17 protein-coding genes are annotated in these 14,198 nt (G+C 42.8%); 1 reads left to right on the forward strand and 16 read right to left on the reverse strand.

Features of this window, described 5'->3' with window-relative positions; all coding sequences use genetic code 11:
• Positions 1–86: 86 nt before the first annotated feature.
• On the reverse strand, positions 87–1,379 hold the full coding sequence (locus P855_RS0109370; protein ID WP_028783327.1) for an ArsB/NhaD family transporter: 1,293 nt from the start codon (positions 1,377–1,379) through the stop codon (positions 87–89).
• A gap of 120 nt (positions 1,380–1,499) precedes the next feature.
• Here P855_RS0109370 and P855_RS0109375 point away from each other — a divergent pair, with 120 nt between their 5' ends.
• The gene (locus P855_RS0109375; protein ID WP_028783328.1) at positions 1,500–1,889 is read left to right on the forward strand and encodes a TIGR04086 family membrane protein; all 390 of its coding nucleotides are present in this window, start codon (positions 1,500–1,502) and stop codon (positions 1,887–1,889) included.
• Between the two features lie 28 nt (positions 1,890–1,917).
• Here P855_RS0109375 and yajC read toward each other — a convergent pair whose 3' ends face one another.
• The 15 genes from yajC to obgE all read right to left on the reverse strand — a co-directional run bounded on the left by yajC (position 1,918) and on the right by obgE (position 14,195).
• Positions 1,918–2,181 carry a preprotein translocase subunit YajC gene (gene yajC, locus P855_RS0109380; protein ID WP_028783329.1) on the reverse strand — a complete coding sequence of 88 codons (264 nt, stop codon included), beginning with the start codon at positions 2,179–2,181 and terminating at the stop codon, positions 1,918–1,920.
• 15 nt (positions 2,182–2,196) lie between these two features.
• Positions 2,197–3,333, reverse strand: a complete 1,137-nt coding sequence (tgt, locus tag P855_RS0109385; RefSeq protein WP_028783330.1) for a tRNA guanosine(34) transglycosylase Tgt — start codon at positions 3,331–3,333, stop codon at positions 2,197–2,199.
• Positions 3,334–3,352: 19 nt separating this feature from the next.
• Positions 3,353–4,378, reverse strand: a complete 1,026-nt coding sequence (queA, locus tag P855_RS0109390) for a tRNA preQ1(34) S-adenosylmethionine ribosyltransferase-isomerase QueA (RefSeq protein ID WP_028783331.1) — start codon at positions 4,376–4,378, stop codon at positions 3,353–3,355.
• A gap of 19 nt (positions 4,379–4,397) precedes the next feature.
• Positions 4,398–4,598, reverse strand: a complete 201-nt coding sequence (locus P855_RS0109395; protein ID WP_028783332.1) for a DUF2905 domain-containing protein — start codon at positions 4,596–4,598, stop codon at positions 4,398–4,400.
• Entirely contained in the window at positions 4,595–5,596 is a 1,002-nt protein-coding gene (ruvB, locus tag P855_RS0109400) for a Holliday junction branch migration DNA helicase RuvB (protein ID WP_028783333.1), read from the reverse strand. The genes P855_RS0109395 and ruvB overlap by 4 nt, the downstream gene beginning before the upstream one ends.
• 20 nt (positions 5,597–5,616) lie before the next feature.
• Positions 5,617–6,234: a Holliday junction branch migration protein RuvA gene (ruvA, locus tag P855_RS0109405; protein ID WP_028783334.1), complete on the reverse strand. Its 618-nt coding sequence runs from the start codon at positions 6,232–6,234 to the stop codon at positions 5,617–5,619.
• Positions 6,235–6,350: 116 nt separating this feature from the next.
• Positions 6,351–6,911: a BofC C-terminal domain-containing protein gene (locus tag P855_RS20740; protein ID WP_037985749.1), complete on the reverse strand. Its 561-nt coding sequence runs from the start codon at positions 6,909–6,911 to the stop codon at positions 6,351–6,353.
• Between the two features lie 77 nt (positions 6,912–6,988).
• Positions 6,989–7,741: a YebC/PmpR family DNA-binding transcriptional regulator gene (locus P855_RS0109415; protein ID WP_028783335.1), complete on the reverse strand. Its 753-nt coding sequence runs from the start codon at positions 7,739–7,741 to the stop codon at positions 6,989–6,991.
• 93 nt (positions 7,742–7,834) lie between these two features.
• The gene (locus P855_RS20745; RefSeq protein WP_051353129.1) at positions 7,835–8,410 is read right to left on the reverse strand and encodes a YhcN/YlaJ family sporulation lipoprotein; all 576 of its coding nucleotides are present in this window, start codon (positions 8,408–8,410) and stop codon (positions 7,835–7,837) included.
• A 53-nt stretch (positions 8,411–8,463) separates the two neighbouring features.
• Complete coding sequence (gene nadE / locus P855_RS0109430; protein ID WP_028783336.1) at positions 8,464–9,219, reverse strand: NAD(+) synthase; 756 nt, start codon at positions 9,217–9,219, stop codon at positions 8,464–8,466.
• Positions 9,220–9,253: 34 nt separating this feature from the next.
• Positions 9,254–10,207 carry a phosphotransferase gene (locus tag P855_RS0109435; RefSeq protein WP_161628815.1) on the reverse strand — a complete coding sequence of 318 codons (954 nt, stop codon included), beginning with the start codon at positions 10,205–10,207 and terminating at the stop codon, positions 9,254–9,256.
• Positions 10,200–11,285 (reverse strand): SafA/ExsA family spore coat assembly protein, encoded by a 1,086-nt coding sequence (gene safA, locus P855_RS21520; protein ID WP_051353131.1) that lies wholly within the window; start codon positions 11,283–11,285, stop codon positions 10,200–10,202. The genes P855_RS0109435 and safA overlap by 8 nt, the downstream gene beginning before the upstream one ends.
• Positions 11,286–11,485: 200 nt before the next feature.
• The gene (pheA, locus tag P855_RS0109445) at positions 11,486–12,385 is read right to left on the reverse strand and encodes a prephenate dehydratase (RefSeq protein WP_028783338.1); all 900 of its coding nucleotides are present in this window, start codon (positions 12,383–12,385) and stop codon (positions 11,486–11,488) included.
• 22 nt (positions 12,386–12,407) lie between these two features.
• Positions 12,408–12,857 carry an ACT domain-containing protein gene (locus P855_RS0109450; RefSeq protein WP_028783339.1) on the reverse strand — a complete coding sequence of 150 codons (450 nt, stop codon included), beginning with the start codon at positions 12,855–12,857 and terminating at the stop codon, positions 12,408–12,410.
• A gap of 57 nt (positions 12,858–12,914) precedes the next feature.
• Entirely contained in the window at positions 12,915–14,195 is a 1,281-nt protein-coding gene (gene obgE / locus P855_RS0109455; RefSeq protein WP_028783340.1) for a GTPase ObgE, read from the reverse strand.
• Positions 14,196–14,198 lie beyond the last annotated feature (3 nt).

The raw sequence follows: 14,198 nt of genomic DNA on the forward strand, positions 1-14,198 counted from the left end.
TTTATCCGAAACTTAAATACAATAAATACCCGCGGGCATCTACTCGCGGGCAAACGAACCTTCTTTTTAATTCATTGTAGTAAAACTTAAGATAAAAATGGGACCAGATAACGGAAATAGATATATACAGTAGCAGCTGCCAAAGAAAATAACAGCACCGGAATCCCGTATAACAGAAATTTCATAAAAGATATCTGATGATTAGCACTGGCTGCAAGTCCAGCTACAACTACATTAGCTGATGCTCCAAGCAATGTACCATTCCCTCCGAGACATGCCCCAAGAGCCAGCGCCCACCAAATCGGATCAATGTTCATCATCCCGTATCCCTGGAACTCCTGTACAACAGGTATCATAGCAGCTACAAAAGGAATATTGTCGACCACGCCGGAAAGTAATCCGGCACTCCATAGGACGATCAATGCTGTAAGCGGTAAGTCCCCTCCGGACATCCACATCATTGCTCTTGCGATCTCATCGATTACTCCCACTTTCTCCAGTCCTCCAACGAGCATGAATAAGCCGATAAAAAAGAACAGGGTTACCCATTCCACCTCCTGAAACACTTTTTCGCTCGAGGCTTCTCTATCGGTTAAAAGCAGCAACAAAACCGCTGCACAAACAGCAACCGTAGTGAGCTCCACATGGATGATCGGATGCATCATAAATCCTGCCATGGTCAGAGCCATTACGGTTAACGACTGATAAAGCATTGGAGTTTTTTTTAAGTAACTTGATGGATTCAAGCTCATCAACTCATTGGCTTTCTCTTTTTCGTATACTAAATGTTTACGAAACATCAGTACTAATCCTCCAAGCGTAAAACCGAATATAATGAGCACAATCGGACCAAGATTAACCAGAAATGATACGAAGGTAAAATGCTCGACCGCTTGTCCAATCATAATATTGGGAGGGTCTCCAATCAAGGTGGCTGTACCTCCGATATTTGCGCTGAATATGGTAGTGAGAAGAAAAGGAAATGCCGGCAAGTTGAGTTGGCTTGTCAGTGTCAAAAGAATAGGAACAAATAAGAGTACTGTGGTAACATTATCCAGAAAAGCAGAACCTACAGCTGTCAAAATGGCAGTGCCTATCAATAAAGGCACAGGTTTTCCTTTCACCAATTGTGCGAAACTTATGGCTACATATTCAAATACCCCGGTTTTCTTAGTAATGGCTACCAAAACCATCATCGAGAAAAGCAAAGCGATTGTTTCCCAGTCGATGTAATGCGTAAAAGCATCCTGCCATTCATACACATTAGTCAGTAGTAGCAGTACCCCTCCAGAAATGGCTACGAGAGCGCGGTTTATTTTTTCTGACATGATCAATCCATAACTGATGATAAAAATAAGAATGGCCATCCACGTTATCATAACCTGTCTCCTTTGCAACCTTTTCTATGATATCTATTCAAAAGGCAGGAGAAATATATACTTCTATTTATAAATTATAAGACATATAGTATACGGACAAGGTAGACAAGGAGGGGAATCATGAATAGAGAAGTTTGGAAGGCTCTGGGATATGGTCTTGCCATTATCCTTATTCTTATGTTGACATGCAGTTTTATATTGGCGCTTCTGCTCCGGTTTACAACGATTGATACCAATATCATCAACTTACTCACAATGATTATGGCAATGCTCATACTTTTTACCGGGGGAGCTACTGCCGGGCATCGCGGCCAGGAAAAAGGCTGGATGTATGGTCTTATGACAGGAGGGGCATTCTTATTACTTATTATTCTTTATCAATATCTGGGGCTTGAACAGGGGTTGTCACTAGCACAGCTTCCCTACCTGGCCGGGATGGTCGGTTCTGCTTTGATCGGTGGGATGTTGGGCGTCAATATCCGTTCTGCCCCCGCGGCCAGTAAAAAATGACTCCGGCAATTTTGCCGGAGTCATTTTTTCAGTCCTGGTTCATTACCTCTCGAACAGCTGAACGATCGAAAGTCATTTTAGTTCCATCATTCACCGTTAATACTACGGTACCTTCATCAATGGCGTGAATGGTGCCATGAAGGCCCCCGATAGTAATGATTCTATTTCCCTTTTGTAAATCCGCTTGCATTTGTTGTACCTTCTTCTGTTTTTTTTGCTGCGGCCGGATCAACAAGAAATAGAAAATGACGAACATAAGGATAATCGGTAACAATCCTAATATGCCATCCATTTTCATTCCCCCTTTCTAGAAATTCTTAGCATTCGGTTTATTGAAACCATATTGTTCAAAGAATTCTTCTCTGAAGTCACCAAGGCGGTCTTCTCTAATAGCCTGGCGGACATGCTCCATTAATTTTAACAGAAAATATAAGTTATGGTAAGTAGTTAATCGAAAGCCAAAAGTTTCATTATTTTTTACCAGGTGTCTGATATAAGCACGTGAATAATTGCGGCATGTATAACAGTCACACTTTTCATCAATTGGACGAAAGTCACGGGCAAATTTAGCATTTCTGACCACTAATCTTCCGTTAGATGTCATACAGGTACCATTTCTTGCAATACGAGTCGGCAACACACAATCGAACATATCTATTCCTCTGATGGAACCATCAATCAAGGAATCTGGCGATCCTACTCCCATCAAGTACCTCGGCTTATTTTCAGGAAGCATCGGAGCAGTGAATTCCAACACACGATTCATGACATCCTTCGGTTCACCAACGGATAAGCCTCCAATCGCATAGCCAGGGAAATCCAATGATATCAAGTCTTCCGCACTTTGACGCCGGAGTTCTTCGTACTCACCACCTTGCACGATGCCGAACAATCCCTGTTTATCCGGCTTCATATGTGCAGTTAAACAGCGTTCCGCCCAGCGACTTGTCCGTTCTACTGACTTCTTCAAATAATCGTACTCAGCCGGATATGGCGGGCACTCATCGAATGCCATCATGATATCCGATCCTAAAGCGTTCTGGATATGCATTGCCTTTTCAGGGGATAGAAATAGTTTTTCACCGTTGATATGGTTTCGAAAGTGAACGCCTTCTTCTTCAATCTGCCTCAGGTCACTTAAACTGAATACTTGAAAGCCGCCGGAATCAGTAAGAATCGCACCATCCCAGTTCATAAACTTGTGCAGACCACCGGCTTCTTCGATAATATCTTCTCCTGGTCTTAGCCACAGGTGATACGTATTAGATAGGATGATGTTAGCATTCATTTCCTGCAATTCTTCCGGACTCATCGTTTTTACGGTAGCCAGTGTACCAACCGGCATGAACGTCGGAGTGTCAAAGGAACCATGGGGAGTGTGAACCCTTCCCAATCGGGCTCCAGTTTGTTTACAGGTTTTTATAAATTCATAGGTGATTGCCATCAGTAATTAAACCCTCTCTTTATAAAATCAACATTGCGTCACCAAAACTGAAAAAACGGTACCGTTCTTCTACTGCCTGTTGATAGGCATCTAAAATGAACGCTCGTCCTGCCAGAGCACTGACCAGCATGATCAGTGTTGATTGTGGAAGATGGAAATTGGTAATTAATCCATCAATCGCTTGCAGTTCATATGGTGGATAAATGAATATATCTGTCCAGCCAGACGCTGAAGTAAATTGACCATAATCACGCATAAGCGTCTCCAAAGTTCTAGTAGAAGTGGTGCCTACCGAAATGATACGCCCCCCGTTTTCACGGACATTGTTCAGTTTATCAGCCGTTTCCTGTGATACTTGGTAGAACTCTGCATGCATATCGTGATCTTCGATATTGTCGACACTGACCGGCCTGAAAGTACCTAAACCGACATGTAGTGTAATATAGGCAAGTTCAACCCCGGACTGCTCAATTTCTTGTAATAGCTCCTTAGTGAAGTGCAACCCAGCTGTGGGAGCAGCGGCAGAACCTTCTTCTTTAGCATAGACAGTCTGGTATCTTTCACTATCTGAAAGCTGTTCCTTAATATAGGGTGGTAACGGCATTTCTCCGAGCGTTTCTAATACTTCTAAAAATATTCCCTCATATTCGAAGCGAAGCATTCGGCCACCATGTTCCTGGGCTGCCGTACATTGTGCAATCAATTTGCCCTCACCAAATATAATTCTGGTACCAGCTTTAATTTTCTTCGCTGGTTTCACCAATACTTCCCATTCATCCTTTTCTGTCTGATGTAGAAGAAGTACTTCCACTTTTGCACCAGTATCCTCTTTTACTCCATATAGCCGCGCAGGAAGTACCCTGGTATCGTTCAAAACAAGGCAATCACCGGGACGCAGATACTCTCTGATATCTGAAAATCGCCGGTGATCGATCGTTTTATTTTCTTTATCCAGAACCATAAGTCTTGAAGCAGCACGATCCAGTAATGGGGTTTGTGCGATCAACTCTTCAGGAAGGTCAAAGTCATATTGCTTGATGTCCATAATTATCTCCTATCTTTATTCATTTTATTTTACCTATGAAGTAAAAAATCAATGAAAGTATGATGCTTACTACAATGGAAGTGACGATCGGAAAATAAAAAGTAACATTTCCTTTTTTAAAGCTGATATCACCTGGAAGCTTACCAATAAAACTCCAAAGCAAGCCGATGATGATGAATACAACCCCTATTACAATAAATATTTTCCCAAATCCGGTCAAGCTTCAGGCACCTCCCGGTGAAAGTGATGATAAGCTTTAGGTGTGACTACTCTTCCCCTCGGCGTACGTTGAATGAATCCGGTTTGAAGCAAGTACGGTTCGTAAACATCTTCAATCGTCTGGGGCTCTTCTCCGATGGTAGCCGCAATCGTATCCAGTCCTACAGGTCCGCCCTGGAAGCTGTCCATGATTCCCAGTAATAATTTATGATCAATATGATCAAGTCCTACGGGGTCCACTTGAAGCATCTCAAGTGCTTCCTGCGTAGTCTCCAAATCTATTTCTTCCTTACCTTTTACTTGAGCTATATCACGCACACGTTTTAATAGGCGGTTAGCAATCCTTGGCGTCCCCCTTGAACGTCGTGCAATTTCTATTGCTGCATCATGTTTGATGCCTACCTGGAAAATTTCTCCTGTCCGCTCTACAATGTCGCATAAGTCTTTCGTATCGTAATACTCTAAACGACTCAGCACACCGAACCTGTCACGTAGCGGTGCTGATAGCAATCCGGCCCGTGTTGTAGCTCCAACAAGAGTAAATGGCGGCAGGTCAAGGCGTACCGACCTTGCACTTGGGCCATTTCCAATGACGATGTCCAGACAAAAATCCTCCATAGCTGGATACAGAACCTCTTCCACTGATCGAGGGAGCCTGTGAATCTCATCGATAAAGAGTACATCTCCCGCTTCCAATGATGACAAAATAGCAGCCAAGTCTCCGGCCCGCTCGATAGCTGGTCCGGCCGTGGTGCGAAATTGAACTCCCATTTCATTGGCGATAATGGAAGCTAATGTAGTTTTACCTAAACCAGGTGGTCCATATAATAAAGCATGGTCCAAAGGTTCGTTCCTCATTCTTGCTGCTTCAATAAAAATCTGCAGGTTCTGTTTCGTCTTTGTTTGCCCAATATATTGTCTCAAATTGGCGGGTCGTAAGCTTAATTCAATCGATGCGTCTTCTTCCTGCATCTCATTTGATATCATCCGTTCTTCCATCCCGAGTCACCCCCACTCGTTTAGCTTTTCATCATTAATTGTAAACCTTGACGTACATAGTCATCTACATTGGTGTGCTCTTTTTTAGACAGCTCAGGACGAAGAGCCTTAAGTTCCCGCTCGGAATATCCGAGAGCTTTCATAGCTTCAAGCGCTTCTTCTACTGCCTGATTCCGCTCCTTGGAAGTGTGGTCTTTCGCATAAAAAATCGATGACTCGTTTTCTTCATCTGGAATCCAGGCTGTCAACTTCCCTTTCAAGTCAAGAATCATCTGCCTCGCTGTCTTTTTTCCGACCCCTGGAAAACGCGTTAAAAACTTCTCATCTTCCTGCTCTATAGCAGCCACGAAATCACGGACGCTTGTAGAAGCCAAAATAGCAAGGGCACCCTTCGGTCCTATTCCTGATACATTCAAAAGCTTAGAGAATAAGGCTTTATCTTCTTTCTTTTTAAATCCGTATAAGGCTTGCAAATCTTCTCTGACATGATGATATGTATAAATTTTCACTTCACTATTCATATTCTCCTGAAACAAATAAGGATTGGCACAAATAAGTTCATAACCTATCCCGTTCGTTTCTACAATGACACTGACATCATCTATATCAGTCAATAACCCACGTACATATGCTATCATGCTGTTTTTCCCCTCTAATCTTACTAAGTATTCCTCTATTGTAACATACAAGCACATGTTCGCCTATGCATAGGAACAAAAGTAAAGCTCTCCTGATCACACAGGAGAGCTGGTGGCTATTGTTTTCCTTCATTATTATTTCCAGAATAGGTTTTAAGCACTTGTTGAAAATGTTCTTTATCTTTAATTTTGATTCCTTTTTTCAGTTCTTCCATCCGCTTGCTTTCCAATGTTTCTACAGGGATTGGGAAAAATGACTCCATGACTTGACCTTCGGCCGGTTTCCCCAAAAAGATGGTTAATTGCTCGTTTAAATCAATTCCAAAATAACCGTTTGCTTTTACCTCAGGTGACAGGTCATCGATTTTTTTCTTGAATTCAACAAAACCCTCTCCCTGATCCACTAATGTCCAGCCTGTATAACTGGCCCAAAAATCTTCCATAGCCCAAATTGTTTCTACCTTTTCCTCAGTTTCACGAGCTCCATCCAAATATTCCTTCGTCATCGTAACCTTCACTTCTAATGGCTGACTTGCAACTAAGGAAGCCTGTTCTTCAGCTTCAACGGGAGCCTTATTCGAGATACTTCCCTCCATTGTTGAATACGCCACTGGTGCGAGTAATATGGTACCAAGCAATAAAACACTGATAGCTATGGATTGAATAATCATCCTCATCTCATCACCCCTAAAAAGAAAATAGCTTCTATTTCCAGTTTGCCCAGAAATGGAAGCTATTATAATCAGGAGGGGATTTAACTCAATTTTTCTAATACCTCTTCGTCGGCTTCGAGGTTGTGGTAGATGTCCTGGACATCATCGTTATCTTCCAATGTATCGATAAGTTTCAGCATTTTTTCGGTTTCTTCTTCGCCAACCGGGGTATAGGTTTGCGGAAACATGGTGATTTCAGCAGTTTCAAACGTATAACCGCTTAGCTCTAAAGCAGCCTTTACTTCTGTGAAATTTTCTGATTCGGTATAAACTTCAAAGGTTTCTTCATGAGTTTCCATTTCCTCTGCTCCGGCTTCAATCGCCTCTAGCATGACATCATCTTCCTCAGCATCATGTTCTGAACGGTCGATCACAAGATATCCTTTACGATCGAACATATAAGAAACACAACCATTTTCACCAAGATTACCACCGTTTTTGTTAAAAGCATGCCGGACATCGGCAGCTGTCCTGTTTTTATTATCAGTAAGCACTTTCACCATTACTGCTACACCGCCAGGGCCATAACCTTCATAAGTTATTTCTTCATAACTGACACCATCCAAGTCACCTGTAGCTTTTTTAATGGCGCGATCTATATTTTCACTAGGCATGTTACTCGCTTTTGCTTTATCAACAGCTAAACGAAGTGCTGGATTCATCTCCGGATCTCCGCCACCCTCCTTAGCTGCTACGAAGATTTCACGGGCCATTTTCATAAATACCTTGCCCCGCTTCGCATCTTGTGCGTTTTTACGTCGTTGTATATTCTTCCATTTAGAATGACCAGCCATGGTGCATTCTCCTCTCCAACATACATATAGTTATCTGATTTCTTTTATTACTATATCATACTGGAAGGTATCGTTGAAGAAGGAGAAGTGACATTATTTGTCATCCTCTGGTTGGAATCGTCGAAGGAAATTATTGATTTGTTCTTTCACTCTTTCCGGGGTTTTTTCTGCTTTTACTCTTGCATTCAAGTCCTTCAATTCTTCCCAGTCGCTGTGGTTCATATAAATCACCACATCTTTTTCATCTGTGATCTCCGCCACTTTTTTTCTGACTAAATTTTTAAGGTTATGGTCTTTCCGGCCATATGGAGTAGGAACTACTCCGACAAGCACGCGCTCCTTAGTAGCTATGGCTCTCGAAGTGGTTACCTGTGGTAACTCATTGATGGAACGGGTGATTTCCATTGACTTCTCGTTAAAATAATCATTATCGTGTGCCCGATCTGTTATATTATATGTGGTGTTCTGCATATCCTTTTCCGCTTCCCGCTTCAGTTTATTAGGTGCTCCCCGACGTGTTTCATTACGATCTGTATCGTTATTCTGCTGTTCTGTTGTTTCTAACGGATCATAAACATTGTTCTGTGTGGTATTTTCTCGGGATTCATCGGTGTTACATCCTGTCATCAGGGCGACGATAAAAGCCCAGGCGATTGGTTTTTTCCACATTACAAAAAACCTCCTTTTCCTTTATATTGGATTAAGGAGGCTTTTTTAATCTGTTAAATTAACCCACCATTAAATTTTGGAGGCGCTGCAGCCAGCTGACGTTTGTGTGCAGAACGCCGATGTAAGGATTCAATGATTTCACGATCTTTATCTGGAACTGCTTCCCCTCTTATATGCTTGTCAATCATATGGTAAGTAGTACCCATTTCATTTTCATCTGTCTGATCTTCCCAAAGTCCGGCACTTGGTTTTTTTTCAATGATTTCCGCAGGCACTTCAAGAAGACGGGCCATTTCACGCACTTCTCCTTTTGTATAATTCACCAGGGGAACCAGATCGACCCCTCCATCCCCGTATTTCGTAAAATAACCTGTGTACCATTCGGCTGCATTATCAGTACCTACAACCAGGTAACGGTAATTAGTCGCTAACGTATAAAGGGTACTCATTCGAAGGCGAGCTCGTAAATTGGCATCGGCAAGCTGCTCCTGAGAGGCATGGAAGTCATCTTTCGTTTGCAACTGGTTTTTAATGGTTGAAAACATCATTTCATGTGTTTCTGTCAAATCAATTGTAAGGTGATCGATGCCACATGTATCAATAACTGCCTGAGCATGGTTCTCATCCTCAGGACTGCTCTTACAAGGCATTATCACACCTAATGATTTATCTGGACAGGCACGTTTGATCAAATTAGCTACTACCGCGGAATCGATGCCTCCGCTCACTCCTACCAGCAGGCCATCCACATTCGCTTCCTTCACTTTTTGTTGAAGCCATCCTACAATTGCATCTACTTGTTCATGCATAACTATGTTCTCCTTTTCACAAATATATAATAATTTATGTTAGCATATGTTGGACTTTTTCAACAAACTTCTTCCTTTCCCCCCAGGAGGAGTCTAACCAATCCAGATGTCCGGCCAGTTTTTGTTTTTGTCTTTGATAGCGTCGATGCGCATATAGCCATTCCCGCAAAAGATCACTTGGTACAAGTAATCCTTTCATCCAGGCTGTTTTCCATTTCGTCGCCTGAAAACACTTGGTGATTTCCCCCAAAGAATGGTTCGTATATGGGAGAAAACGTTGCCCCAATTGAATATCATCATAAAGTTCGGGACCCATCTGTAATAAATCAAAGTCAATTAATTTAACTTTTCCATCCTGACTACGTATAAAATTGTGATGCGCCACATCTCCATGCAGCCAACTTTTTCTTTCCCATGCATCCTGTTCAATTTTTCCCCAGTCCAATTGCTTGAATTCTTCCAGTGTTTGCCGTGATATCTCGTGAATTTCATGGAATAAAAATCTTTTCCCTGAGGATAAAAAATCTTTATAGGTGGTTTCAAACTGATCTATTCTTCTCTCCCACTTCATATAAAGGGGGTTTCGAAGAAGAAGTGGTCCCGAAATCCCTTCCGCACTTGCATGGAATTCATGAATAAGCTTGCGCGCTTGTGTTCTATCCTGCTTTTGGTCGAAATGCAAATGAGTTCCTTTCAGCCATTCAAATAATCCCCAGGTTCCATCTTCATTTCCTGCCATCCACATATTTTCTGTGAAAGCGACCGGTATTGCCGCAAAACGTCCAGCATCCTTCCACTTCTTAAAAAAATGATGTTGTTTTTCCAGCTTTTCCGGTTCTTGATAGCATTTTAGTGCACATTCCTTCTTCCCTGATCTCACCCAATACACGTCTTCTTTAATCTTTTTATAATCATTTATATAAAAACTTTTTTGCTCCAGAATAGGAAGAAGGCGATTCAACTTAGAATCGCCCTGGTACTTATTCATCGTCATCATCGTCAAAGTCATAGGAGTATGGCATTTGACCCGGCATACCACCCTGGAATGTCTGGCCAGGTGGAGCATATCCCATTTGCTGACCACCCCAAGGCATCATTTGTTGATGCTGAGGCATACCTTGCTGCATCATTGGCATTCCCGACTGCTGATATGGCATTCCCTGTCCCTGCGGCATCATTTGTGCTCCCTGGTACGGCATACCCTGCCCCTGAGGCATCATTTGTGCTTGCTGTCCCTGGTACGGCATCTGCTGTGGCATTCCATAATGAGGCTGGGCATGGTATCCCGGCATCATCTGCGGCTGCATATGGTGGCCCCACATAGGCATTGCTCCTGATTTTCCACCCCCACAACCACAGTCATCAGACATCGGCATTTGCTGCGGCATAGCTGCTGATTCATCATCATCCATCCACATTCCCTGAACTTGAGGCATTGGTCCTCCGTGATAAGCTCCCGCCTGCTTCGGACTCTCCATATCATCATCACAATAGAAGTCACTATGAACTAACTGCCCATGTGGCATTGGAGGACATGGCATCGGCGGACAAAAGACCGGGTAGTATCCAGGTGGGCATAATGGCATTGGGTGATGCATCATCGGCTGCACCTGCGGCATTTCCTTAACTGGTTCAGGCGACTCCTCTGCTTCTTTTACTTTCTCCTTTTTAGGTGGTGCTGGTGGTGTATAAGGCATCTGCGGCAAGTGAAAGGTCGTATAATAGTTCTGTAATTGCTGCTCCATCATCGGCATCTGGATAGGCTGCATTTGCTGCATCGGCGGCATCATCGGCATTTCTTTCTCATCTTCTTTTATTTGCGGGATAGGTTTAGGGGTTTCCTTCTTATAAGGTACTTGTGGCGCTGCTTTCGGCTGCTCTTTTTTCATGGGTGCTTCTTTCTTCACCTGCTTTGAACCTGTCGGGACTTTAATTTTCATCCCCGGCATAATCATATCTGGATTGGATAGCTGGGTGTTCATTTGTTTCAGCTGCTCAAAATCAACTCCATACTTTTGAGCAATTTTCCACAACGTATCACCTTTTTGTACGATATGAATTCTCACTTTTGTAGCTCCCTTCTTTAAACAAATCATTCGATTTGGCCAAGAAATCTTCATAACAACTTATGCATCGAATAGGAAAAGTTGATGAAAATGCCTAAACTTTTTTTAGAACAAGTTTTATTTATGTATATTCAACTAGGCATCTATCTGTGTCCATGAAAATAAAACGGATCATTCCTCGGGAATGATCCGTTTTATAGTTATTTGGTTGTTTGCATATTCGGCACCGGTACATTTAATTCATAACTTGGATACGTACCCAGCAGTTTTAAAGAGCAGCCAAGGGCTTCCAGTTCTGCTTCTACACCGGGGAATAATACCTGATCATAAGCCTGATCTATATCAATTAAAAAGAAATAATTACCAAGCCCTGTCTTCATTGGACGCGATTCGATTTTCGACAAATTCATTTTCCTCCAGGCAAATGCAGCCAGCACCTGGTGCAAAGCACCCGCATAATCTTTCGGTAAAGTCACCATCACAGTCGTTTTATGTTTGGCAGGGATATGTTCACGAATTTTCATAGTTTTTGGATGTTTTTGCACTACGGCGAACCTTGTATGATTATTATCATAATCATGGATATCATGCTTGAGAATGACTAATCCATTCTCTTCTGCTGCCAGGTGGTTTCCAATTGCAGCAATCGGTTCATCAGAATCTGCAACAACTTCGGCCGCTCGCCCTGTTGAGGAAGTATACCTCAGCTCAGCGTCAGGATATTGTTTATGCAAATATTGGTGACATTGAGCTATTGCATGGCTATGGGAATAAACTTGTGTTATTTCTTCTGTCTCAGGGTCAAAGTCTTTTCTGACAAGCAGATGCTGCTTGATAGGAACTGTCATTTCAGCCACAATTGGTACATCGACGTGATGAGTCATGTAATCGATGGTCAAGTGCACAGACCCTTCGATTGCATTTTCCATTGGAACTACCCCTGTATCTATCTCTCCTGCTTCCACAGCATCCAGGCATGCCGGAATCGTTTCATAGCTGGTAAAGTCCCCCCCTTGAAATAATGCGTCTACTGCCATTTTTGTAAATGTCCCCTTCGGGCCTAAATATCCTATTTTTTGATTGTATTCTGATTCTGGCATGGCTTTATGTCCTCCTTGCAGTTTATGCTCCTGTACTTAACAAATCTACACGATTGATAAAATCGACTTTTTTCAACCTTTGGATCAATTCATCAATTGTAATCGTCATAGCTGCAGTGTTTAAGGACAATGTCACGTTCGCTTTCCCTTGCAACGGGATTGTCTGGTGAATCGTCAAAACATTGCATCCAGCTTTGGCTACTGCTGCCAACAGCTTCGACAGAGATCCTTTCCTGTCTTCCAAATGGAAAAAGAGGGTGATCATTTGTTCTTTCACCATCTCCTGAAATGGATAGACAGCATCACGGTACTTATAGAAAGCACTTCTGGAAAGGTCCACTTTCTGGACTGCCTCGTAGATAGAATCAACGCTGCCTTTTTCCAGCAATGTCTTGGCTTCAATCGTTTTTTTCATCGCTTCTGGCAAAACATCGCTTCTTACCAGATAAAAGTGCTCTTTTCTATCTCCCATCTAAAATCCCCCTTTTTCCACAGCGTACTTCACCTTTGTTGCTAAAGGTAAGATTTTCTATTCAACAAATTCGAATTCATAATCAAGCAGACGTACGGTATCTCCATCCTTAGCCCCACGCTTACGTAAAGCGTCATCGACACCCATCCCTCTCATTTGACGGGCAAATCGGCGAATTGATTCATCTCGATTAAAGTCAGTCATTTTAAATAATTTCTCTATTTGAGCACCATAAAGTACATAAGCTCCGTCCGGATCACGTGTGATCTTGAATGGAACATCTTCTCTTTCATATTTATAGAGGACACGTTCTTCTTTTTCTTCAATCGGAGTACTATCTTTAGGAATTCGTTCGAGCGTATCCGCTACATCAAACAATAAATCCTGCAAGCCACTTTTAGTTAGCGTAGAGATCGGATAAACCGGGTATTCACCATCAAGCTGCTGTCTGAATAATTCTAATTGCTCGTCTGCACCAGGCATATCCATTTTGTTAGCCGCAATGATTTGCGGTCTTTCCTTTAATCGTTCATCATACTCAAAAAGTTCCTGATTGATTGTTTGATAGTCCTGATAAGGATCCCTTCCCTCGGTTGCTGCCATATCAATCACGTGCACAATGACCCTTGTCCGTTCTACATGTCGAAGGAATTGATAACCTAGCCCGACTCCTTCATGAGCCCCTTCAATCAATCCTGGAAGATCTGCCATAACAAAACTTCTCTGATCCGCGGTTTCCACTACCCCGAGGTTGGGGGCAAGTGTTGTAAAATGATAATCGGCAATCTTAGGCTTTGCTGCTGAAATTACTGAAAGCAAAGTGGACTTTCCTACACTGGGAAATCCCACTAACCCGACATCAGCAATCAATTTCAATTCTACTTGTATATCACGTTCTTGAGCAGGCTCTCCATTCTCGGCCAGCTCCGGTGCAGGGTTTCGGGCAGTAGCAAAACGGATATTTCCTCGACCGCCTCTGCCTCCCTTTGCGATAACCGCACGTTGTTTATGCTCCACAAGATCGGCGATTACTTCACCCGTATCAGCATCTTTCACTGTGGTACCAGGGGGGACAGGGACGATTAAAGGCTCCGCATTTTTCCCGTGCTGTCCTTTACTCATCCCATTTTCTCCTCTTTTTGCTTTAAAGTGACGCTGATAGCGGAAATCCATCAATGTATTAAGCCCTTCGTCAACTTCAAAAACGACGTCGCCGCCATTTCCTCCGTCTCCACCGGCAGGGCCTCCATTCGGTACATATTTTTCTCGGCGGAAAGCCACTAAACCGTTACCGCCGTCTCCACCTTTAACATAAACTTTAACTTGATCGACAAACATGCC

This window comes from Thalassobacillus devorans MSP14, from assembly GCF_000496835.1.
In the GTDB taxonomy this organism is placed as follows: domain Bacteria; phylum Bacillota; class Bacilli; order Bacillales; family Halobacillaceae; genus Thalassobacillus; species Thalassobacillus devorans_B.